This is a genomic window from Shewanella subflava (genome assembly GCF_025971955.1).
GTDB classification, from domain to species: domain Bacteria; phylum Pseudomonadota; class Gammaproteobacteria; order Enterobacterales; family Shewanellaceae; genus Shewanella; species Shewanella subflava.
The window spans coordinates 61935-85553 of the sequence record NZ_JAPDMX010000012.1 but is presented as its reverse complement, the minus strand read 5'-3'; the positions used below and the strand labels follow the sequence as shown (position 1 = coordinate 85553).

The 23619-nt window shown below is 43.0% G+C and carries 14 protein-coding genes; 7 read left to right on the top strand and 7 right to left on the bottom strand.

The window, feature by feature from the left end:
• Nucleotides 1–173: 173 nt before the first annotated feature.
• Nucleotides 174–2510, top strand: a complete 2337-nt coding sequence (locus OHT75_RS06485) for a Tex family protein (protein WP_264725677.1) — start codon at nt 174–176, stop codon at nt 2508–2510.
• 130 nt (nt 2511–2640) lie between these two features.
• Here the strand turns inward: OHT75_RS06485 and OHT75_RS06480 are convergent, their stop codons facing one another.
• Nucleotides 2641–3729: an OmpA family protein gene (locus OHT75_RS06480; protein WP_264725676.1), complete on the bottom strand. Its 1089-nt coding sequence runs from the start codon at nt 3727–3729 to the stop codon at nt 2641–2643.
• An 80-nt stretch (nt 3730–3809) separates the two neighbouring features.
• Nucleotides 3810–6962 carry a hypothetical protein gene (locus OHT75_RS06475; protein WP_264725675.1) on the bottom strand — a complete coding sequence of 1051 codons (3153 nt, stop codon included), beginning with the start codon at nt 6960–6962 and terminating at the stop codon, nt 3810–3812.
• A gap of 692 nt (nt 6963–7654) precedes the next feature.
• Here OHT75_RS06475 and OHT75_RS06470 point away from each other — a divergent pair.
• Together OHT75_RS06470 and OHT75_RS06465 are read left to right on the top strand one after the other, a co-directional pair.
• Nucleotides 7655–9319, top strand: coding sequence for a phosphoethanolamine transferase (locus OHT75_RS06470; protein WP_264725674.1), 1665 nt, complete (start codon nt 7655–7657; stop codon nt 9317–9319).
• Between the two features lie 429 nt (nt 9320–9748).
• On the top strand, nt 9749–11758 hold the full coding sequence (locus OHT75_RS06465; RefSeq protein WP_264725673.1) for an LTA synthase family protein: 2010 nt from the start codon (nt 9749–9751) through the stop codon (nt 11756–11758).
• Between the two features lie 62 nt (nt 11759–11820).
• Here OHT75_RS06465 and OHT75_RS06460 read toward each other — a convergent pair whose 3' ends face one another.
• Nucleotides 11821–12267 (bottom strand): hypothetical protein, encoded by a 447-nt coding sequence (locus tag OHT75_RS06460; RefSeq protein WP_264725672.1) that lies wholly within the window; start codon nt 12265–12267, stop codon nt 11821–11823.
• 110 nt (nt 12268–12377) lie between these two features.
• Nucleotides 12378–13163: a pimeloyl-ACP methyl ester esterase BioH gene (gene bioH, locus OHT75_RS06455; RefSeq protein WP_264725671.1), complete on the bottom strand. Its 786-nt coding sequence runs from the start codon at nt 13161–13163 to the stop codon at nt 12378–12380.
• A 36-nt stretch (nt 13164–13199) separates the two neighbouring features.
• On the opposite strand from bioH, the gene OHT75_RS06450 reads away from it, so the two are divergent.
• Nucleotides 13200–14069 carry a ComF family protein gene (locus tag OHT75_RS06450; protein WP_264725670.1) on the top strand — a complete coding sequence of 290 codons (870 nt, stop codon included), beginning with the start codon at nt 13200–13202 and terminating at the stop codon, nt 14067–14069.
• On the opposite strand, the gene OHT75_RS06445 is transcribed toward OHT75_RS06450, so the two are convergent.
• Nucleotides 14066–16681, bottom strand: coding sequence for a M14 family zinc carboxypeptidase (locus OHT75_RS06445; RefSeq protein ID WP_264725669.1), 2616 nt, complete (start codon nt 16679–16681; stop codon nt 14066–14068). The two genes, OHT75_RS06450 and OHT75_RS06445, sit on opposite strands and share 4 nt — an antisense overlap.
• A 161-nt stretch (nt 16682–16842) precedes the next feature.
• Between OHT75_RS06445 and nfuA the strand changes: the two genes are divergently transcribed.
• Together nfuA and OHT75_RS06435 are read left to right on the top strand one after the other, a co-directional pair.
• A complete protein-coding gene (gene nfuA, locus OHT75_RS06440) occupies nt 16843–17421 on the top strand; it encodes a Fe-S biogenesis protein NfuA (RefSeq protein ID WP_264725668.1) in 579 nt (192 codons plus the stop codon).
• Between the two features lie 105 nt (nt 17422–17526).
• Nucleotides 17527–18102 (top strand): type II secretion system protein, encoded by a 576-nt coding sequence (locus OHT75_RS06435; RefSeq protein ID WP_319803628.1) that lies wholly within the window; start codon nt 17527–17529, stop codon nt 18100–18102.
• A gap of 64 nt (nt 18103–18166) precedes the next feature.
• Here the strand turns inward: OHT75_RS06435 and OHT75_RS06430 are convergent, their stop codons facing one another.
• On the bottom strand, nt 18167–19234 hold the full coding sequence (locus OHT75_RS06430) for a PepSY-associated TM helix domain-containing protein (protein WP_264725667.1): 1068 nt from the start codon (nt 19232–19234) through the stop codon (nt 18167–18169).
• A 441-nt stretch (nt 19235–19675) separates the two neighbouring features.
• Between OHT75_RS06430 and OHT75_RS06425 the strand changes: the two genes are divergently transcribed.
• Nucleotides 19676–21832 (top strand): TonB-dependent siderophore receptor, encoded by a 2157-nt coding sequence (locus OHT75_RS06425; protein ID WP_264725666.1) that lies wholly within the window; start codon nt 19676–19678, stop codon nt 21830–21832.
• Between the two features lie 287 nt (nt 21833–22119).
• On the opposite strand, the gene menE is transcribed toward OHT75_RS06425, so the two are convergent.
• Complete coding sequence (gene menE, locus OHT75_RS06420) at nt 22120–23616, bottom strand: o-succinylbenzoate--CoA ligase (protein ID WP_264725665.1); 1497 nt, start codon at nt 23614–23616, stop codon at nt 22120–22122.
• Between the last annotated feature and the right edge of the window lie 3 nt (nt 23617–23619).

Below are 23619 nucleotides of genomic sequence, written 5' to 3'. Positions count from 1 at the left end.
TTTCATCCCTAAAACCTGAGTATAGTTGCTGAAACTAATCTTTGTAGTGAATCGCAAAATCAATTTAAATCATGATTTATCGTTGCACTTAATGACGACTAGCAATATCACGTTTTCGATGGTTTGTGGTATTGTGGGGCAATGTTAAAATTTAAGCCTATATAACTCCCGCTATGCATAATATTGCCCAACTCATTGCTCAAGAACTGAATGTACGCCAACAACAAGTCGATGCTACCATCGCACTACTTAACGATGGCGCTACAGTGCCCTTTATTGCTCGTTACCGTAAAGAAGCAACCGGTGGCTTAGACGATACTCAACTACGTCAGTTACATGCGCGTTTATCTTATCTGACTGAAATGAGCGATCGCCGCCAAGTTATTTTATCGAGCATTGATGCTCAGGGTAAGCTAACCCCAGCTTTAGCACAGGCAATAAACGACGCTGATAGCAAAACTCGCCTTGAGGATTTGTACTTACCTTATAAGCCTAAGCGCCGAACCAAAGGTCAAATTGCGATAGAAGCGGGTATCGAACCTTTGGTCGATAGCTTGCTGGCAGATCGCACCCTTGATATAGATTCCAAAGCCGCTGAGTTTATTCATTCTGAAGCCGGTTTTGCCGATATCAAAGCCGTGCAAGATGGGGCGCGATATATTCTGATGGAGCGTTTTGCAGAAGATGCTGAGTTGTTGCTAAAAATTCGTCAGCATTTAACCCAACATGCTGTGCTTGAAAGTAAAGTGATTAAAGGCAAAGAGAAAGAAGGCGCAAAATTTCGCGATTATTTTGAGCAAAGTGAAGCCATTACCAAGGTGCCATCCCACCGAGCTTTAGCAATGTTACGCGGCCGTAATGAAGGCATTTTAAGTTTAAGTCTTAATGCCGACCCTGGTACTGAAGCAAGTCAGGGTAGCTATTGCGAAGTGATTATTAGCGATCATTTCAAACTTAAATTAACCGATTCGAGTGTCGATCAATGGTTAAAAACGGTAGTCACATCCACATGGCGGATTAAAATTGCCTTACAGATGGAAACCGAGTTTATCGCTAAAATGCGCGAAAGCGCAGAAGAAGAAGCCATTAAAGTGTTTGCCCGAAACTTAGGTGATTTATTAATGGCAGCACCAGCTGGCGCGAAAGCGACGATGGGGTTAGACCCTGGTATTCGCACCGGCGTCAAAGTGGCGATTGTTGATAACACTGGTAAGTTAGTGGCCCACACTACTATTTTCCCCCATGCGCCGCAAAACCTGTGGGAGAAATCGATTAAAACGTTATCCAACCTAATTGCTATGCATAAGGTGGAGATTATTGCTATCGGTAACGGTACAGGCTCGCGTGAAACCGACAAGTTAGCGGGTGAATTAATTGCCATGGTGAAAGAAAGCCATCCGCGCTTAACCAAAGTTATGGTCAGTGAGGCGGGCGCCTCGGTATATTCCGCATCTGAGTTTGCTGCCAATGAATTCCCCGATCTAGATGTGTCTATTCGAGGCGCGGTTTCTATCGCCCGCCGCTTACAAGACCCATTAGCAGAATTAGTAAAAATTGAACCTAAAGCCATTGGCGTGGGGCAATATCAACACGATGTGAGTCAAAGTCAGTTATCACAATCGTTAGAAGCCGTGGTTGAAGATTGCGTAAACAGTGTTGGTGTTGATTTAAATATGGCATCTGCGCCTTTATTAGCGCAGGTAGCAGGGCTAAATAAAACCCTCGCCAAAAATGTAGTGGATTACCGTGACGAACATGGTCAATTTACCAACCGCAAACAATTGTTGAAAGTTGCGCGCCTTGGCCCTAAAGCCTTTGAACAGGCTGCCGGATTCTTGCGTATCCGTCAGGGAGAAAACCCATTAGACGGTTCTGCCGTGCATCCTGAAGCTTATTCCATCGTTGAAGCTATCGCCGCAACCACCAAACACGATGTTGGCCAACTCATTGGCAATAGTGAATTGCTCAAGGGCATCAATGCGGCTGAATTTGTTACTGCATCATTTGGTTTGCCGACAATCACTGATATTTTAGCGGAACTGGATAAACCGGGACGAGATCCGCGTGGTGAGTTTAAAACCGCTCATTTCAAAGATGGTGTAGAAGAGCTTAAGGATCTTAAGGTTGAGATGATCCTTGAAGGCGTGGTGACCAATGTGACTAACTTTGGTGCTTTTGTTGATGTTGGGGTGCACCAAGATGGTTTAGTGCATATTTCATCATTAACTGACAAGTTTGTGAGCGATCCCCATACCGTAGTAAAAGCGGGCGATGTGGTAAAGGTGAAAGTGATGGAAGTGGATATTGAGCGTCGCAGAGTGAGCTTAAGCATGCGCCTTGATGAAACGCCGCAACCCTCAAATCTGTCCCATAAAGCGCAACCAAATGCGCAAGCTAAAAAGCCACAAGCAGCTAAAAAAGGCCAAAAACCTGTTAGTAGCCCTAAAGCTCCAGCAAATGCCGCAATGGGTAATGCATTTGCCGACGCGTTTGCCAAAATGAAAAAATAATTCACTGCAGTTAAACCTGAATGATTTCGACACCATAAACTTCGCTTCGGCGGAGTTTATTTTTGTGGAAGTCATTCATTGTATTTCACTTACAGCATAGGACTAGCCTTAACGCCGTAACGATAAAAGACTATTCTGTGATGTCCTGATTTGTTTTGTCTGTCTCGCTTATTACCAAGGCGGGTATTTCAAGCTCTACTCTTCGATTAAGGTATCTTTTAAGTGGTTCATTATTAGGTGAAACTGGAGATGATTCGCCCAAGGCGATTAACTTTATGCGATGTTGCTGTACGCCTTTTTTTATTAAATAGTCAGAAATTGTCAATGCTCGAGACATTGAAAGCTTTTGATTATAATCATGTGCGCCTATTGAATCAGTATATCCTTTAATGAGGATTGTCGCGTTTGGATATTTATGTAGCTGTGTAAGTACTTCTTCTAGCTCATTTTCGTTTCGTAAAGCACTGCTATCAAAAGTAAATAAAATTACTTTTTTAAGCGGTTCTATTTGAGTTTCTGATGGTGAAGCAGGAAGCACAGATGCTACAGCTGCTGTTTTGGATGAATCAGCCACATTTACTGTTTTAGCAGAATTATATACTACTGCTCGCTGACCAAAGCGATAGTGAACTCCTAGGGTGGTGAGGTGCCCATTACTTCCGCCAATTTGCTCACTACCTAGTTGGTTAATATATTGATACTCAGCTCTTACCGTCCAAGCTGGAGACCAATGATACTCGAAACCCAAGCCAGCCATAGGTGCCCAGCCAGAATCTGAGCGAGTGCTGTAAGGTCCTTGATTTTCACCTTGCCATGCAACAGTCCCCAATTTCGCAAATATATCCCAGTTTTCGCTAAGACTAAATCGCCCTAGTGCGGCAAGCTCCCATGATGTCATAGCGCCAACATAGGTCTCTTCTAAGCCCGTTTGTGGATAGGTAGCAACAGCCTGTCCTAAATCTAAATAGGCGGCTTCAAGCGCGAAGTGTTGTGTAAATTGATAGCCTGTGTAAAAACCGTAGGCCGTATCGTTACCATCACATGCAGTATTCCAATCCTCACAGGCATTCTGGTAGTGCATCCAACCTGCTTTGGCTCCGATGTAAATTGAGTTGTCAGTAGTGGTCGATGACGTCATAATTTCTTCCGCTTTCACTGCAGATGTGAGCATTAAGACTGACAAGCTCGATAAAATAATACACAGATAACGGTCGAACATAACTAACTCCTGAGAAGACCTTAAAATTTTTATTTGTAATTGCACATCAATTATTTTGGTTGGCTGATACCTAAAGGTGATTAGGGCACTATTTCAATACAGGCTGCATACTCTGGAATCGTATCTGCAAGTGTGCCTGGTGCTCCAGTTACCATATAGAAATCTCTATGTGATCCACCACCTATGTCAGATGAGCTCCAATAATAATCACCATCAGTTCCCCATCCATAGGCCATTGTGATTGGTGCACTGTTGAGTAAGGGGTATTTTACTTTGGTATCGTCGAAGTATTGTTTTAAACCAAAGGGATCTGACGTATCAGTATCTCCCTCTACTGCAAGCGACATGCCACGAGCAGTACATAATGCATTGGCATTTGGCCATGTATACTGGGCAAACTTAACGTCACTACCATTTTCACTTCGCGCGCCATCATGAAGTGGTGCAGAGGGAAGTGATGCATTGAGGCGTATCGACTCATGGATCGTCAGTGGGCGATGCAGGCGTTTAGTGACGCCACCAATTGTGAGCTCTATATAGTCAACAGGTGCAACAGCTCTTTGAGTAATATTGTTACTACCGTCAAGGGCGATAGGCAGTCCTCCGTTCACCTTGGTTTCGGAGAATGAAGATGCTAATAAACATATTTCTCCTTCTTCAACAGTGGTTACGCAAACTTCGATATCATGGCCGATAAGGTTAATGGCGCTTTCATCCACTTCATCTCTATCTATGGTGTAGCTGTTTTCATCGGTGGAACGCACCGCATTTCTTGAGGGGTTGGTCGACTTCCAACTGACACTGGATATTGAATAACCTCTAACATCTAAGGTCAGAGTTTCATAGAGTTTAAGTTCACCAGTTAAAAATATGGCAGCCAGTGTTGTGGTGATACAAGTTTCGCTGCCCACTTTAGGCGAACCAGAAACGGCTACGGGGGTCACACAGAAGCTAATTGATTGACCCTCACTATTGATTGGCGGTGTGTAATTCATGCTTTGACTAACTTCGACATTATCAATTTTCCAGCTAAATAAACTGACACCTTCCAAGTCACCATCTGCATCGCTAAAATCATACGTGACGCTGAGTAATGTATTCGCTTTGGGGAATGCATCCCAAACAAGGTTAGACGCGACGGGTGCACTACCAAGTTTTGGCGCAATAGTTTCGACCGGAGTACAGACTTCCAATCCAGTATCATTTTCGCCAAAACTGGCAATTGGCGTGATGCAGAAACTGAGTTCATTAGACTCCTCAGATACAGGGATTAAAAATGTGTCACCTGAGGCGTAATCAACCCCATCAATTCTCCAAGTAAGTAAACTGCTCCCTTCAGGACGATTTTTACTGTCGCTGTAGTCATAACTTGCGATTAGCGTGCTACCTACCACTGCAGCTGGGGAGTAGCTGAGATTAGTGGCTACAGGTGCGATATAGCTGCCGATAATGGTTTGTGTATCACAGACCTGAGCACCTTGTTTCGGCTCACCAGTTAGGGCTATGGGGGTGACACAAAACTCGAGGCTTTTTCCTTCACTGTCTGCAGGCAATGTAAACGCCAGTCCGTTGCCGCTGTCGACTCCGTTGAGTCGCCATTGGGTTAAGCTTGCACCTTCTAGGTCTGCGTCAGCATCACTGTAGCTATAACTGGCGGTCGTCGCGCTGCCCGGTTGCAGTGGTGTGGCGATAGCGACATTACTTGCCACTGGTGCGCTACCCGCTTTCGGTTGGATAATTACAGGTGTGGTGCAGACTTGGCTGCCAATGCTGTTATTACCGAAGCTGGCAATCGGGGTGACACAGAAGCTGAGCGATTTACCTTCGCTATCGACACCGAGCGTGACAGTGCTATTGCTGCTCACTTGGCCGCCATCGATAAGCCAACTATAGAGGCTAACGCCTTCTGGGCGAGAGGCATTGTCAAAGTAGGTGTAGTCACCAGAGAGCAGCGCATTGGGAGTTGCTTGTGGCGAAATTCCTAGGTTGGAGGCTACAGGTGCGATATAGCTGCCGATAATGGTTTGTGTATCACAGACCTGAGCACCTTGTTTCGGCTCACCAGTTAAGGCTATGGGGGTGACACAAAACTCGAGGCTTTTGCCTTCACTGTCTGCAGGCAATGTCAACGCCAGTCCGTTGCCGCTGTCGACTCCGTTGAGTCGCCATTGGATTAAGCTTGCACCTTCTAAGTCTGCGTCAGCATCACTGTAGCTGTAACTGGCGGTCGTCGCGCTGCCCGGTTGCAGTGGTGTGGCGATAGCGACATTACTTGCCACTGGTGCGCTACCCGCTTTCGGTTGGATAACTACAGGTGTGGTGCAGACTTGGCTGCCAATGCTGTTATTACCGAAGCTGGCAACGGGGGTGACACAGAAGCTGAGCGATTTACCTTCGCTATCGACACCGAGCGTGACAGTGCTATTGCTGCTCACTTGGCTGCCATCGATAAGCCAACTATAGAGGCTAACGCCTTCTGGGCGAGAGGCATTGTCAAAGTAGGTGTAGTCACCAGATAGTAGCGTGTTGGGAGTTGCTTGCGGCGTAATTCCTAGGTTGGAGGCTACAGGTGCGATATAGCTGCCGATAATGGTTTGTGTATCACAGACCTGAGCACCTTGTTTCGGCTCACCAGTTAAGGCTATGGGGGTGACACAAAACTCGAGGCTTTTGCCTTCACTGTCTGCAGGCAATGTCAACGCCAGTCCGTTGCCGCTGTCGACTCCGTTGAGTCGCCATTGGATTAAGCTTGCACCTTCTAAGTCTGCGTCAGCATCACTGTAGCTGTAACTGGCGGTCGTCGCGCTGCCCGGTTGCAGTGGTGTGGCGATAGCGACATTACTTGCCACTGGTGCGCTACCCACTTTCGGTTGGATAACATAGCTTGTGCTACAGACTTTAACGCCAATATTATTGTTACCGTATGAGGCTACGGGGGTAATGCAAAACTTTATCCAATCATTTTCAACTGTTTTATCAGGAGTGAATGTTGCAGATGTGGTAATGAACTCATCATTAATGAACCATTCAATGACAGAGTCACCTTCTGGCCTTTTGGCGTTATCGCTATATAAATAGAAACCTGAAAGTTCACTATCGACTACGGTTTCAGGCTCGATGCTGAGATTGCTAGCTTTTGGGGGGGTAAATGTTTCAGCTGTCGGAAAGCCATCGTCATCACCGCATGCGCTAAGAGTGATCACCACAGGAAGCGTGATAAAATACCGGCCCATCTTTTTTAAGATAAAATGAAATGAATGCTTAATTTTCAATGGAAACTCACAGGACTATTTATAAAATAGTTAATTATTGTATTGATTTATTTAGTGTGTATATTTTATGCATTATGGGAATATGATATACTCTTTTTTTTCATTTTTTTGTATCCAGTCAAACAAATACCTTCAACTTGATTTTTTTGTTTAAAATTTGCTCTGTTACATGAGCTAATCTAGATCTCATGACTGTGTTGTGCTTCTATGTGATTGAGCATCGTCAAATTTTGGTTATTTAGTTTTAAATCATCAAGATTTTGCTTTTGCTTTTGTTTATTGCTGTTGAGGTACATCAGAGGCGTTTTGGCTACTTTATAAAAAGTAGGATACCTTTAGCTATTTATCAAAACTGAGTAAGAATTTAATTCGATAGTTGTTATTTTTCTTCTCTTCTTGTAGGAAATCTAATCCATATGGGATTCACTTTATACTTGAAGTGATAGGTAATATGACAATTTACTGTTTTAATTTAAGGGTTGCTTGACACCTCATTATTCAAGTGAGCATCTTCTTGATATCACTGTGTTAACTTGCCTTAAAAACTAATAAAAATATCTGACTTGCTAACCAATTGAATCATTCAGTTTATCTTAAGTTTATCTTAAGTTTATTTGTTCATGCTCTAGTCAAGATAGTTAACCTTGGGTTTCATGTTGAAATTATTATCTCGTTTTTATAATTGTTTGAACTCGGTTGAGGTGACCAAAGAAACACTGATTATTTGGTCTGCATTATATTTTGCCGTCGTGATCAATTTCCCTATCAATCAGCGGATTTTTCAGCTAACGACTGAAGGACATGGCTTTTTTTCATTTACGCCAGCGATTGTATTAACTGGCTTTTTTATGTTGATTTTTAGCATATTGTCGTCACGTTTTATCTTCAAACCGTTGATGACGCTTTTGTTGCTAACGTCCGCAGCCGCAATGTACGCCACCTTGAAATACAATGTGTTATTTGACTACGCCATGATGGAGAACATTTTTGAAACCCATTCAGGTGAAGCGTTTTCGTATCTCAATATCAGTTCGGTAGCGTATTTTTTTGTTTTTGGTGTGTTGCCTACTTGCTTTTTATGGCTCGTTAAAATCAAACCCGCTAGCAGTATCAACAACACCTTTTTACGTCGAATGGCTTTAGGGGTAACAGGGTTGCTACTCGTGGGTGGGGTGGTGTTATTCTTTTATAAAGATTACGTCTCTGTTGGCCGAAATCATCATTATTTGAATAAAATGATCATACCGGCGCATATTTTTAATACGGTGAAGTATGTAAACAACAAATACTTCACCGAAGCCTTACCTTATAACGCGCGTGCAACCGATGCCAAGGTGGGTGTATTTACCGATACTAAGCCTACCTTATTTGTATTAATGGTAGGTGAAACAGCTCGTGCAAAAAATATGGCTTACTATGGCTATGGGCGCAATACCAATCCCTATACGCAAGAGCTTGGATTAATTAGGGTCAATGATGTTACTTCATGTGGCACATCAACAGCACATTCATTGCCCTGCATGATATCAGACTTAAACCACAGTAATTACAAACGTGAACAAGCTAACGCCCAAGATAATGTATTAGATGTGATGAAGCAGGCTGGGGTTGATGTTGTCTGGTTTGAAAATGATGGTGGTGATAAAGAGGTGGCTGCTAGGGGCACTAAAGTTGACATTTCGATGTCTGAAGATCCGGTTTTTTGTGATGGATTGAGCTGTTTTGATGAAGTGTTAGTGCAAAAGCTATCAACATTTTTGAGTGACAAAGTAGCAAATCAAGCCGATACGCCTTTGAGTAACCAAATGGTTGCCTTACATATGATAGGCAGCCATGGCCCCACCTATTTCAAGCGTTATCCTGCTGAGATGCAACGATTCACGCCAGCCTGTAATCGCAGCGATATTGAAAATTGTACCGATGAAGAAATCGTCAATGTTTATGACAATACCTTGGTATATACCGATTATGTTTTAGCGAAAACCATAGCCTTATTAGAGCAATATTCAGACCAATACCATGTTGCATTGGTGTATTTATCTGACCATGGTGAATCGTTGGGTGAAAACGGCATTTATTTACATGGTACTCCCTATGCTTTTGCACCGAGTGAACAGATCCATGTGCCTTGGTTGATGTGGTTACCTGAAAACTATACTCAAGCAAAGCAATTAAGTCGGCAGTGTATTATCCAACAAGCTCAGCGTTCAGGACATTCTCACGATAATTTATTCCATACATTATTAGGCTTATATGGTATTGAAACGCATTTAAAAAATTCGCAACTGGATATTAGTCATGAGTGCAAATTGGACTAAAGATTAATTATTCTGAGTTTGAAGTTGATGTGTTTTTCAAATAAATGCAGATTTTGATCGCCTAACTTTGCCGCTATTTCCAACATTCATATCGGCTAGCATCTGAGTCGTTAACGTTTAGGTTGGGCAGATGTTGATAATATTGTCAGAATAAATGACTTTGATTAAATCACGTTTAGTTTTTCAGTGTCATCATTACAGCGGGTCGCTGAGGTTATTAAAATGTGACATTTTTTAGCAGGTATTTGAACCTATTATGAATCTTAACGTCTGATTACAGGTTAGATTATTAAATGGATTGATAAATATAAAAAGATAATGACTGAGGCAAGATAAATATTAATTACAGGCACAGCCATGATAACATCCCCATAACGCATCCTGTGTTGTAATACATCAATAATAATAACAAAGATACTGGAGCCATTTATGGGAGTATTTTCCCTTGGGTCGAATAAAGACTATATAAAATCAGCACGTTACCCTAAATCACAGCATAGCTTTAAAGCTATTGTGATATTTGCATTAATTATATTAGCGGTAACCACGGTTAGCCGCCTAGGTTTGTCGTTGTGGCAATTAGACCGAGTGAATGATGCCCAAGGCTGGTCGCATATTATTTTACAAGGCTTACGTGTTGATATTGCCACCCTATGTTGGCTATTGGGCATTGCTGGGCTAGGTACAGCTTTGTTTTCAGGCAAGCATGTTATCGGCCAGCTGTGGACCGTGTTATTACGTGTTTGGTTAACACTTGGCTTGTGGCTCATTGTTTTCCTCGAAATATCCACCCCGTCATTTATTCAAGAATATGGGTTAAGACCTAACCGCTTGTATGTCGAGTATCTGATTTATCCTAAAGAAGTGTTGTCGATGTTGTGGGCCGGAAGAAAATTAGAGCTACTTTTAGCCCTAGTGGTTTCGGTGGTGACGCTATACGGCGGTTGGCGTTTATCTGGTTATTTAACCCGTAATGTTAGATTTCCTCGTTGGTATTGGCGTCCGGTGCTTGCGGTGATTGTTATTTGTATCACCATTTTAGGCGCGCGCTCAGCACTGGGGCATCGTCCATTAAATCCATCATTGGTGGCGTTTTCTGATGATCCATTGGTCAATTCATTACTGTTAAATTCAAGCTACTCATTAACATTTGCGATTAAACAAATGGGCAATGAGCAAGATGCTTCTAAAGTCTACGGTAAGTTAGAACAGCAAAAAATAATCGAGATCATTCGCCAGCAAAGCGGCCGATCTGCCGAGGCATTCACCTCTACTGAGTTTCCAAGTCTAACCTTTAACCAAGCCACTTATCAGGGTAAACCTAAAAATTTGGTGATTATCTTACAGGAGAGTTTAGGCGCAAGGTTTGTTGGCAGTTTAGGTGGATTACCCTTAACACCGAGTATCGATGAATTGTCTACTCAAGGTTGGTTTTTTGAAAATCTGTATGCCACAGGAACGCGCTCTGTCCGCGGTATTGAGGCGATTACTACGGGCTTTACGCCAACCCCAGCACGGGCCGTGGTGAAGTTAGGTAAAAGCCAAACGAACTTTTTTACTATTGCCGAATTATTGAAGCGTCAGGGGTATTCAACCCAGTTTATTTATGGCGGAGAAAGCCATTTTGACAACATGCGTAGTTTCTTTTTAGGGAATGGCTTTAGCCAAATCATTGATCAAGACGATTATAAAAATCCTACGTTTGTAGCATCTTGGGGGGTTTCTGATGAAGATTTATTATTCCGAGCCCATGATGAATTTACTGAAATGCACAAACAGGGTAAGCCGTTCTTTAGCTTAGTGTTTAGCTCTAGTAACCATGATCCCTATGAGTTCCCTGATAACCGTATTGAGCTATATGAACAACCACAATACACCATGCACAATGCGGTGAAATATGCCGATTACGCTGTGGGTGAGTTTTTCAAGAAAGCTCAACAATCCGATTATTGGAACGACACTTTGTTTTTGGTGGTGGCGGATCATGACAGTCGTGTAGGTGGTGCCAGCTTAGTGCCTATTTCACGTTTTAGAATTCCAGGGTTAATTTTGGGTGGCGGCGTTGAAGCAAAGCGCGATCCTCGGGTGGTTAGTCAAATAGATATGGCACCAACCTTGTTATCGATGATCGGAATATCAGGAAGTTATCCTATGTTGGGCCGAGATTTAACCCAGCAACCCTCAGATTGGCAGGGTAGAGCGATGATGCAATATGATAAAAACTTTGCGCTTTTGGAAGGTAAAGATGTCACCATTTTGCAACCTGAACAACCAGCAAAGAGCTTTGTATATGATTTCAGCAAAGAAACCTTAGCGTCACGAGAGCTTGATACTCAACAGGCAGAAAATGCCTTAGGGTGGGCGTTATGGGGCAGTGCCGCTTATAATCAGCACTGGTTCAGTTTACCTAAGCAAGTGACTGAGACCGAATCCCGCTAACCACGTTTTCTGCTAAGTCCTAGATTAGTGATTTAGTGCTAGGTGAGTGATGCGATAACTGATCAGGTTTTGTGTTGGCCATAGTATTGGCTAACATGCTGGCGTACCAATTGGAAATAAGCAGCATCTTGTGTTGAGGCATGATTTGCTGCTTTTTTATTCTCTGGCGTGGTGGTTTCTGTTTGTGCCGATGTCGCCAGCTTAATACGAATGTCTTTGCGCTGAATTGTCGGAGTATTGCTAGCAATGACTCTTACGGGCTGACTCGGTATTGCTTGTTGGGCCGTTTGCTGTTGATTGTTAGCGTGTTGTTGCTGCTGTTTTTGCTCAACAATTTTATAAGCGGGTACGCGCTCATTTTGTGGATTATAGGCGCGTTCTGGATGATTTTGTGTCGGTTGTTGCGGCGGGATGATCGGTGGTTTTTGTTGATTATCCACTCGCGCAAGATCCGTCGCAACATTGCTGGTTGCTAAAGGTACTTGTGGGTAGTGAGAATTAATCAACATAGTCAATCACCTCTGTCAGTATTTAGGCATAAATTTAACATCCACAGATGGATGCGTTACCGACAATATGTTTGAATTATAGTCAATTGTATCAGGTTGTGAAAGTGATATTAGGGCTTAAGCGCGTTCAGCCAGTGACTTATGTGCTCGATAAACTGATCGGTATGCGAAATAAACGGCGCATGTGAGGCTTTGGCTAAAATGATGTCTTCCACATTTGAATTTTTGGCCAGCATGTTTATTGCTTTTCGGGGCACTAATCCATCTAACTTGCCCCATACTCTTAACCAAGGCATTGTGATATTGGCTAACTGAGATCGTAAATCAACCTCGGCTAACATAGCTAAACCCTGTTGAAGACTCGCCTCGCTCGGTAACGGCTTGGCCAATACCAATGATTTTATTTTGAGGATATCGGTTTTAGCGGTTTCACTGCCCATTGCCTGAATCGCTAAAAAACGTTCAACGGTTTTGGTTAGGTTGTGATGTAACTGAGTGGAAAATTGCCCTAACACTTCAGACGCAATACCCGGCCAAGCTTGAGGCGTTTCAGTCGTCTGCGCCATAAAACAGGGCGATGAGGCCACTGTGATCAGGGCTTTTATTTTATCGGGAAAATTTAACGCAATTTGAGTGGCGACAAGACCACCTAGGGACCAGCCTAACCAAATGGCGTTACTTGGCAGTTGTTGAATGAGTGCCGAGGCCCAGTCATGAATATCACCCTCAATCATGGGACTGTCACCAAAACCGGGCAAGTCAACGTAATGCACTCTATACTGACTGAGTGCTTGTTTTAAGGGTTCAAATACCGCACCATTAACCCCCCAACCGTGAAGTAACACGATATCTTGGCCATCACCTAGGGTATTTATATACAGTGCTGGGTGAGTCAAATGCTTTGCCTCTATTTAATGGAATGAATAGTGAAAATGGCTAATAAATGTTTCAATTACAACGAAAATGACAAGGATGTTGGTCTCTCTTCCATTCCCTTGCTGGCAAAAATGCGTCAGTTATTACATCATTTCAGCTTCGAATTGCGTTGTAGTTTACCTAACCGCTGCTTGCTGTGCCAGCAAAGGATTGAGCAACAAGGCTATCAACAGACATTTCCACGAAGGATGTTAACCGGCATTTGCCAAACGTGTTTAGTCAGTGGTTTGTATCAGACTGAAGTGTGTTTAGGGTGCGCTAAACCCTTAACAAGACTGCAAGAGTATTGCGGTCAATGTATGGCGAGGCTGCCTATTAAAGTGATTGCCCCGTGCAGTTATCATCAGGGATTTGGTCACTTGGTGAGTGCAATTAAATATCAACGTCAAATGGCGGCATTGAATGTCTTGTCAGAGCAATTAGCATATCGAATACAACAACTTGCGAACTATGGTCTGATTGATTTGCCACAGGTGATTATTCCGGTGCCATTACATGCCAATCGGTTAGCCCTGCGAGGCTTTAATCAGGCTTGGTTGATTGCAAGGCAATTGAGCAATTTGTTAGATATCCCTATGGATGATCAATTTATTTTCCGCTGCCAAGACACTACGCCACAAGCTGGGCTGGATGGCAAACAGCGCCGGGATAATTGCCATCAGGCGTTTGCTCTTAACGTTTTTCAATCGCCTTTAAAAGCCTTGGGGGCTCACTCTCCCTACCAACATGTGGCGATAGTCGATGATGTTGTCACCACTGGCACTACGGTGAATGAGATGGCCTTGTTATTAAGACAGCATCATATTGCGAGTCAGGCATGGTGTCTCGCCCGTGCGGAAGCCCCTGAGTTACGCGAGCGGGTTTAGGGTGTCGCCTGAATAAAATACAAGGCATTGGCGTAAACTTTCTCGCTGCCTAGCCAGATATTTCTAAACATCATATTATCGGCTAATCCCACAATCGCCCCTTTACCTTTTCGCTCCACTATCATGGCAGGCTTATTGGCAAACGCCCGCTGATACTCCTGTGCCATATAACCACTAGACAATAATTTATCTTGATAATGTCCTGCCACAGTAAAAGGCGGAGAGCTGGTTTCAAATGCCAATGGTTTGTTTTTCATCACAGCAACTGTGCTAGGCATGCCAAAAGTTAATGGATGGGATGTGTCTAAGGTTAGGTTAACAATGGCACCGCCAATATGCTGCTTAGCTTTAAAGGCAGCTTGATCGCTAAAGCGTAAGCCATCACTGTTAAACAGTTTGTGGTAATAACGTTCGGTTTGCACTTCTTGGCTTAACACATTGCGTTTATTCAGCCATGTTAACGCCGCTTTTTGGGCGATAATCACGCCACCATTTTGCACGAATTGACCTAGCTTACGGGCGCTAACATCGTTCATGCTGCTAAAGTTACCTTCCGTCATAAATACATGGGTATAACGACTTAAATCAAGGCCGTCGATCCGCTCGGCATTGACTAAGCTGACGGGGAGAGACAGTTTTTTATCTAAGTGATACCAAATTTCACCGACTTCAAAAGCATCACTGCCATAACCACTTATGATCATGGGCATAACAGGTTTGATGGTGGCAAAATCGTCAGACCCTAAATCGATGCCGGAAAAGTTAGCTGAACTTGCGGTAGCGATCACTTCTACTTGCCATTTTGTCGCGGCTTCCCAGGTGAGTTGCCTCACTTCGGCTATGCTTTTTCCTGTTTGTTTTAAGGGAATTTGTAAGCTACCAGCAACAAATTTTTTCTGAACCGTTTGTTTGTTCAGGGTTTGCTTAAGACTAAATTCTTGATTAGAAAACTTAACTTGCACGCCTTTTGCCAGCAATTGATTCACAAATCCGCTTGCTGGTGATTGCTGCCAATTAACCAGTAACGCCACGCTGTTTTGCGGCCATGGCGGCGCTGTGGTGTTATTCAAATTAAGTTGATGATATTGCATAGGGCGACGGGTCAGCACATCAATATCTGGGGTGACATTGGGGACCACATTTAAGCCTAAAGCCGATTCAATATCCCAGGTAGAAATATCGTAAAATGTCGGATCTATAAAATCGGTTCGTTTATCAAACAGTGCGCTTAATAACGCTTGCTGCGGCTGATTATCAGCAACAAAAATACTGTCGATAGGGCGATACTCTTGCCCTGAATGGAATAATGATTTAGTTAAGTAATTAAATTGAATTTGATGTAGGCGGAATAAATTAATCAGTTCATCGCGGCGAGCGGGATCGTTTAATGCGCGGATTAAGCGGCCTTTGCTGCGCGCTGAGTCTTTAGGTTGTTTGTCGCTGAAAAATGCGGTTTGGTAATCGATAAGCGCTTGTTTTAGTGCTAATGCACCCTGCACACTTGAAATTGAGGTGGCAAAATGGTTTGCAATAGCGGTTTGAAACGTTACCGTGCCATTAGCAGAGGCTTGTGCTTGTCCACGGGCGCTGGCCTGTTCAAACAATACGCCTACCGAGCCATTGATGTCAGGGTAAGTCGAGCCTTTACCATAGAAAAAATCATCAAATAATTGACCGCTGAAATACACCTGTTTGGCCTCATCTAGGGCTTTACGGTGAAAATCAGCGAGTTTTTCGGTGAGTTCATGATTCGCTTTTGGCGTTAATGGATAGATGCGATCTACCACCCCAGGTTGAAAAAAGTAAGATTGGCTATGCCACATTTCATGAAAATCGCCCACATAATGCGGCTGCCATTTGTGGAAAAATGCCACTCGACCTTGTGATTCTTTATGGCGTAAAAACAACCAGTCACGGTTTAAATCTGCAAAATAATGGTTACCTCTGCCCGTTGGCCAATCTTGCCAATGCTCACGATGATTTTCATCCGTAACAATAGTTTGGCCCTGATGATTGTTAGCCCAGGTTGCAAAACGGTCGAATCCATCGGGGTTTTGACTTGGGGTGATTAACACTATGGCCTGCTCTAATAGTTGCTTCACCCAAGGTTCTTGACTTGCGGCTAAATAATAACTAAAAGCGAGTGCAGCATGGGCACCGCTTGCTTCGTCACCATGAATGGAATAGGCCAGCCAGATGACCAGAGGCCCTTGCTGGGCAAGGCCTTGTTTTGCTTCACTGCGTTGCTGCAAAATTTGGGTTAAATTACGCTGATTTTTGTCTGAGGTGATCACCGCTGTGAGTTGTTCACGGTCTTCATGGCTGAAACCTGCGCTGTCTAAAGAGACGTTTGGACTTTGACCGGCTAAGGTTTTGAGATAGAAATTGATTTGATCATGACGTAAATGCCACTTTCCTAGCGGATACCCTAAAAATGCTTCAGGCGAGGTGATGCGCTTATCTAGCTGAACGTTGCCCATTGCTAAATCAAGTTTGGATAGCGCGGGCTCCGCTCCCAGCGGGGCGCTCAACATTAAGCTGGTGAGTAGTACACACAATAAACGAATAAAAGTCATGGTAATCAATATCAATAAATCAAGCCAGAATGGCATAACCTTAATGCCTAATGGCGATAAGTGCCATTAAAAGGGTGTGATTTATCGCATTTTTTCGACAACAAACACGATGAGGGCTACAAACAAAATGCAACACGGAGTATCATAGCGCTAATTCTTACTATTTTACTCAGGTATACCCTGACGGAGCAGGTTTTATGATTACCATTTCCGAAGCAGCTCAGGCGCATTTTGTTAAATTGTTAGCTGATCAAGCCGAAGGCACGCATATTCGTGTGTTTGTTATCAGCCCTGGTACCGCGCAAGCAGAGTGTGGCGTATCTTATTGCCCACCAGATGCGGTAGAAGATGATGACATGGAACTACCTTTTAATGGTTTTAAGGCGATGGTTGATGAGAAAAGTGTGCCTTTTCTGCAAGATGCCACCATTGATTATGTCTCTGATCAAATGGGTTCGCAGTTAACTTTAAAAGCCCCAAATGCCAAAATGCGTAAAGTGGCTGATGATGCGCCATTAACCGAGCGTATTGAATATGTTATTCAATCAGAAATTAACCCACAGCTTGCTAGCCATGGTGGCAACATTATGTTGGTTGAAATTTCGGCCGAAGGTGTCGCGGTGCTGCAATTTGGTGGTGGCTGTAATGGTTGTTCACAAGTTGATATCACGTTAAAGGATGGTATCGAAAAGCAATTACTTGATATGTTCCCAGGTGAATTAACTGGTGTACGTGATGTTACCGATCACCAGCATGGCGAGCATTCCTACGCGTAAGATTACCAGTCAGTTTGATGAAAACGCGCCTACTGAGCGCGTTTTTTGTTTTGTATGGTTTTGATGTTACAGTATTAATCTTGTATCTGAAGATGGGATGGCACAGTGTTTCACATTCGTCAAAAGCAGCACGGCTTTACTCTTATAGAGCTTGTGGTAGTGATTATTGTATTGGCGATTTTGGCCGTAATTGCCGCGCAGAAATACCTCGACATTAAACGTGATGCCGCCATCAGTGATGTTAAAGCTACCGCTGCGGCGTATCAGCAGAGTTTAACCTTCGTGCATAGCCGTTGGCAGATACTGGGCAATCAACGTGCGATGAATGATTTACCGGGTTTTGGTAATAATGATCTCGATATTAATGGATTGGGTTATCCTCTGGGTTCCGATAAAGGCAATCCCATGGGCCAACCTAAAAATATTGGACGTGGTCAGCAAGGGTGCGTGGATTTATGGAATGGACTGTTAACCAATCCACCTTCGGTATCGATTGCCAACAGTAATAATGACAGTGATTATGAATCCTATCGCCATCAAGCGGACGTCAACCCAGACGGTGAAACTCAATGCAGTTATGTGTTGCGCAGCTTGGGAGACACGGGTAATCGTAATCAGGCTGATATTAAAATCGTTTACGACTCTGTTGCAGGCACTGCGAAAGCCGTCATCAAAAATTAACTCATTGTGATTGAAAAATAGCGACCAAGTGGTCGCTATTTTTTTAAGAGTGAGGTTATTCAGATTAACGCGCTGCAGATTTTGGCTTAAAAGTTTTTCTATAAAAAGTGACGCTACTGAATAATAAAATAAATATCGACACCATTGAGATGGAAGTAATTAATATAACGTAGCTAAGCGGCATGTTTAGCGCATCGTGAAGCGGCCTAACAAAACTGGCGATTTGTCCTGACAATTCACGGTCACTGTGCTTTAACACTGATGCTATTTCACCTGTGTTGAAGTTAATGGTGATATTGTCAGCCTGTCTTAACCACACATCGCTGTGGCTATCGAAGCGAATGCTATAGATCAAATCCGTGGGTTCGATGTTTTCTTCGCTTGATACTCTGGGTTTATTAACTGAAACGAGAATCGCTTGTGGCCATATGCTTTGTGCGGTTTCGAGTTGGCTAAGCCAGTCATTGGGTTTGCTGCTAGGGTAGTTTATTGGTTCTTCAGTGTGGTGTTGTAAATAGCCAGTCCACAGTCCTTTATAGGTGATTAAAAAACCACTCATACATAAAATAAATAGCGGAACAGAGATAAATAAACCGAGTTGAATATGGCTCTTGACCAAACTGCTTGAGCGCGTATCAGTTGGAATACTGTGTTTTAATCTAAAAGCTTTACGCACCCGCCACCATAAGTATATGCCAACTAAGATAATGACTCCGCCAGCTAATGATGCCCAAGCGTTGGTATATTTTCCCACATCGGCCAATAAAAAATTGCGGTGTAACCAAAACATCGTGCTGTAGAACGGAATGTCATGGTTGGCATGTATCGCTAGCTCATTCAGTTGAGTGTCCAGTGCGATAGATTTACCACGTGTGGCGGCTTCAATATAGGGAGTGTGCTCCGTTGGAAAACGCACAGAGCTCATTTGGGGGTAGCGTTCAAATAGGGTTTGTAGTGTTTGTGCTTTTTCAGCAGTATTGAGGGCGACAAACGTTTGTCCGTGATCATCTATACGTTTAAGTATGTCCATACCCCCTAGGTATACCCCAGTCGTCAGCACAATAAGCATTGTGATACTGATAAAAAAACCTACCCAGTTATGAAACCATTTTAAAGCCGGTACTACTTTCATATTTTACTTTCTCAAAGTGTTATAGCGCTAATTGATGAATGCATGAAATTGCTTAGCAGCAAGGTGATGTTGAACGTCATGGATGAAATTTCGAGAATGATAATTAATCTCATTTGATTCATCAATTAAAGAAGTGTAAAGATGGGTAAAAATGTGAGCCAGTCGAATGGATTGTCGAATGTTATCTTCTAAATATTTACAGTCTGCGACAGGTGTAACACCTTTTGGTTTATTGTTGGTTTTATGTGTGGTTGCTTGTGTTTTTTTGGTAGTCTATGTTTTATTTTATATGTTGTTTATCAATGGTTAATGATGAATATCACATTAATTATCTGAATGTTGAAAATCTATTTTACTCAACAATAAATGGTAATGATAATAACTATCATTAATGTTCATATGGTTTTGAGCAAAAGTTAAATTTAACGTTAGGGTAAATAAATGAAGGTATCACCAGTTGCAATCGCCGTTATTAGTAGCTTACTTTCCGTGGTTGTTTTTGCTGAGGAGCAAGCACCAACGTCATCAAAAACTACCAGTAACCTTTACGGTGAGGATTTGTCATTAAATATTGAACGTATCCAAATTATGGGCATGAACTTTAATAATTATAAAGTCGGCTCATCCTCTGGCGCGATGAGAGGTGATATTGACCTAATGGATACGCCACAATCGGTAAACGTGATCCCAAGCTTTGTGACTGATGAACAACTTGCCACTAATTTATCTGAAGTGCTGGTGAATGACTCAAGTGTGACCAGTGGCAGTGAGAAATGGAACCGTCAGGTATTTAATATTCGCGGTTTCGAGCTGGATTCTGGTAGCGGTTTTTTAATTAATGGTCAGCAGCAGTTTTCACATTATGTGCAACCTATCGAAACCCTGCAGCAGGTTGAAGTACTAAAAGGTCCTTCAAGTATGTTATATGGCCAATCAGGCCCAGGTGGCTTAATTAATATGGTGACCAAAAAGCCGACTTATGACCCACTATTTAATGTTGAACTGGATACTGATGAGCATGGTTCAACCCGTGTGCAATTAGATGCTGGAGGTAGCTTAAACGATGATCAAACCATTCGTTATCGCAGCGTTCTTGTCAAACAAGACACCAGTTATTGGCGGGAATATCAAGATGATAATAGCCAGCAGGAGCGCGATCGATTTTTAGGGTATCTTAATCTTGAATTCGATTTAACCGATGATGTATTACTATCGGTTAAATATGATTATACCGATGACAAAACCGGCATTGACCGCGGTGGGTGGCTAGATAGTCGCGGCGAATTAATCGGTGACCGTGAAGACATTTGGGATATGTCATGGGCTTTTACCGATAATCATGTGCAAAACCTTGGTGCTGATTTGAGCTGGTATTTAAGTGATAATTGGAAAATGAAAACCGGTTACAACCATCAAACCTTTACTCGCCAACGCTTAGACTCTTCACCTTCATTAATGACGGGCTCAGAAAACCCATTTGAAGATGGGTACTATATTAGTGCGTTTGACCGTCATGATGATTGGCAGCATAAAACCGCCTATATGGATTTCACTGGAGAATTTGCCGCTCTGGGTGTTGATCATCAGTTGCTGATTGGTGCGAATATTTTAGATTATTACTACGGTCAAAAACGCCATGATGGCGAGAAGAAGCAACATATTATGCCGGGTGAATCTGTGCCGCAACCGGATTTAGATTATCACCAAGGTAAGGTTAATAGTGAAACAAGCTACAAGCATTATGGTTTTTATATACAAGATTTAATTACCATTAACCCGCAGTGGCAGTTATTGGCAGGGATGCGTTATGACGAGCAGAAAAAAGAGGGCGAGGGGGAAAATAGCCATTCAATATCGCCTAAATTAGGGGTGATATATTCACCCGCTGATAACGGCAGTATTTATGTGAACTACTCAAAAAGCTTTAATCCACAATCAATCGTCACTAGTGACAATGACGTGAATGAAGGGATGAACTTAAACCCTGAATACGGTGAGCAATTTGAGCTAGGGACAAAATGGGAGCTATTTGATAGCGGCTTATTATTAACGGGAGCCATATTTGATACCACGGTGACCAATGTGACTGTGCAGGAGCAACTGGCAGAACCTATTGGCGATAAAGAATATATCACCACGCAAAATGGTAAGCAGCATCATCGTGGTTTTGAAATGGGCGCCCAGGGTGAACTGAGCGACAATCTGTTTATCACCAGCTCAATGATGTATTTAGATGCTAAGTACATCACCAGTGCTGCAGATACTCAAAACTTAGATGGAAAAACGCCTGTTGATGCGCCTGAGTGGTCAGCCAATGTGTGGACACGCTATGAAGTGAGTGATGCTTTAGCGCTAAATTTTGGTGCTGTTTATGTGGGCGAGCGGTTTGCCAATACTCAAAACACCATTATTAAAGAGGATTATGTCCGATTCGATTTTGGTGCTGCATATACGTTTGTGGTCAGTAATGTCGATATGAGCGTCCGCTTTAATGTGAAAAATGTATTTGATACAGAATACCTTGCTGGCGGCACTAATACGGATGTGACAATAGGAGAAGGCAGACATTTTAGTTTGGCGTTCCAAACAAAGTTTTAAGCATCTGTGCTACCAATTACTGCCAATAAGTGATCAGTAATTACCAAGGAAAAACACCAGATAACAAGGCTGATTTTTATGATAAGTTGTTATTCTACAATCTAAAAAATGAATGCTGTTATCATGTGTTTGCACCCATTACAACGAACAGTTATGCATTATGATGGGGATTAATTGCTAATGTAAAAGCGCTGACAGGTTTAAGTTGTCAGCGCTTTTACTGCCTCTTTTTTGGCAATGAGGATGGTGGGTAACCATCACATCCGGTTAAGTAAAGAACGGATGATTTAGCCATTTGTTGATTGATGAGCGCGACTTAATACCTCTGAAATAATGCGTTTACGGTTAACTTTAAGGCCATCCATTGGGATATTTGGCCAAACATAAAAATATCGCGGGCGCTTAAAACTCGCTAATTGTTGTGACACCATTTGAGCCAGTTGCTGTTCAATGTTTGCGGGTAATGCATCTTGCTGATATTCAATTATTGCGGCGGGTAATAAACCAAATTTGTCATCGGCAAGGCCAAATACTATCGCTTTACTGACCAAAGGGTGTTGCAGTAACACGGATTCAATTTCTTCTGGTTGAATATTCTCGCCACCACAAATAAACATATTGTCCGCTCGGCCGAGAAGGATGAGTTGGCCTTTTTCATTTAATTGGCCGCGATCCTGTGTGCAAAACCAGCCTTGTTCGTCGACAGGCAAATCTAACTGATATTGCTGTTGCGCATTGACACTCAAATAGCCTTGAAACAAACACTCGCCTTTCACCCAAATAACACCATCAACTAACTTTAATTGTCGATTAGGCAAAGGGCGACCATGATGCTGATGTAAGTTGGCTTTTGCTGTGGTGATTTGCGAGCTCATTTCTGTCATGCCATAGCTAGTGTAAGCATTTACTTTTTTCTGTGCTAGGGCTTCAATTAATGCAGCCTCAATAATACCGCCACCGAGTAATAACGCTTTTAATGCGCTTAATGCCTGTGGTGCTTGCTGCAGAATCTGCAGTGCTTGCGTTTGCACCATAGATACGTGGGTAATCGCTTCTTGTTCAAGTTGCTGCGCCAAGGTGATGCAACTTGATTTAATCACAATGCATGCTGATGCAAGCGCACAGCGATTCACGATGGCCAGCCCGCCAATATGAAACAAGGGTAATGACAGTAACCAACGATCGTTGTGGTGCAGGGGGATATAACGGCTTGAACCCTGAGCGCTGGCAATATGATTGATTAACCCATGTACGGCCGCTTTGGGTGTGCCACTGGAACCCGATGTCAAAATGATATTAACCGGCTTGTGCGGGTTGACTCTTTGCTCGGTATAAGTAGGCCGATCATTGTCGAGTACCGCGTTAGTCGAGATGTTTTGCGTTAAATCAATTAACCCAGGGTGGTGTTCTCGCGCTATTATTTTACAATTTTGCCAAATAAAGTGGATTTGAAAGCGCTTAATTAGCTGCTCTATTTGATTTACCGAAAAGCGACCGTTGATGGGGAAAAATATCGCGCCAATATCAACACATGCCCAATAAAGTGTCATGGCTGTAAAGGTATGCTGCGCTAAATCATTATTTTCGCTGTTATTGGCGTTAAGGGGGGTAGGGATTATCACTGCAACAATGGTTCCTGACATTATGCCTTGTTGTTGCAAGCTTGCAGATAACGCAGAAATATGTGCCGCCCAGTGAGCGTAAGTGATTGGCTTGCCTTCAAGCAGCACAGCAGCATTATCAGGTGATTTTAGGGCCGCTTGTTGCACCAAAGATAACATCATAGT

Bases quoted from the DNA above. Each gene is read 5' to 3' on its own strand.
- OHT75_RS06475 (WP_264725675.1), bottom strand. From the start codon at position 6,962: ATGGGCCGGTATTTTATCACGCTTCCTGTGGTGATCACTCTTAGCGCA.
- OHT75_RS06460 (WP_264725672.1), bottom strand. From the start codon at position 12,267: ATGTTGATTAATTCTCACTACCCACAAGTACCTTTAGCAACCAGCAAT.
- OHT75_RS06480 (WP_264725676.1), bottom strand. From the start codon at position 3,729: ATGTTCGACCGTTATCTGTGTATTATTTTATCGAGCTTGTCAGTCTTA.
- OHT75_RS06465 (WP_264725673.1), top strand. From the start codon at position 9,749: ATGGGAGTATTTTCCCTTGGGTCGAATAAAGACTATATAAAATCAGCA.
- OHT75_RS06470 (WP_264725674.1), top strand. From the start codon at position 7,655: ATGTTGAAATTATTATCTCGTTTTTATAATTGTTTGAACTCGGTTGAG.
- OHT75_RS06445 (WP_264725669.1), bottom strand. From the start codon at position 16,681: ATGCCATTCTGGCTTGATTTATTGATATTGATTACCATGACTTTTATT.
- OHT75_RS06425 (WP_264725666.1), top strand. From the start codon at position 19,676: ATGAAGGTATCACCAGTTGCAATCGCCGTTATTAGTAGCTTACTTTCC.
- nfuA (WP_264725668.1), top strand. From the start codon at position 16,843: ATGATTACCATTTCCGAAGCAGCTCAGGCGCATTTTGTTAAATTGTTA.
- OHT75_RS06450 (WP_264725670.1), top strand. From the start codon at position 13,200: ATGGCTAATAAATGTTTCAATTACAACGAAAATGACAAGGATGTTGGT.
- OHT75_RS06485 (WP_264725677.1), top strand. From the start codon at position 174: ATGCATAATATTGCCCAACTCATTGCTCAAGAACTGAATGTACGCCAA.
- menE (WP_264725665.1), bottom strand. From the start codon at position 23,616: ATGATGTTATCTTTGGTGCAACAAGCGGCCCTAAAATCACCTGATAAT.
- OHT75_RS06430 (WP_264725667.1), bottom strand. From the start codon at position 19,234: ATGAAAGTAGTACCGGCTTTAAAATGGTTTCATAACTGGGTAGGTTTT.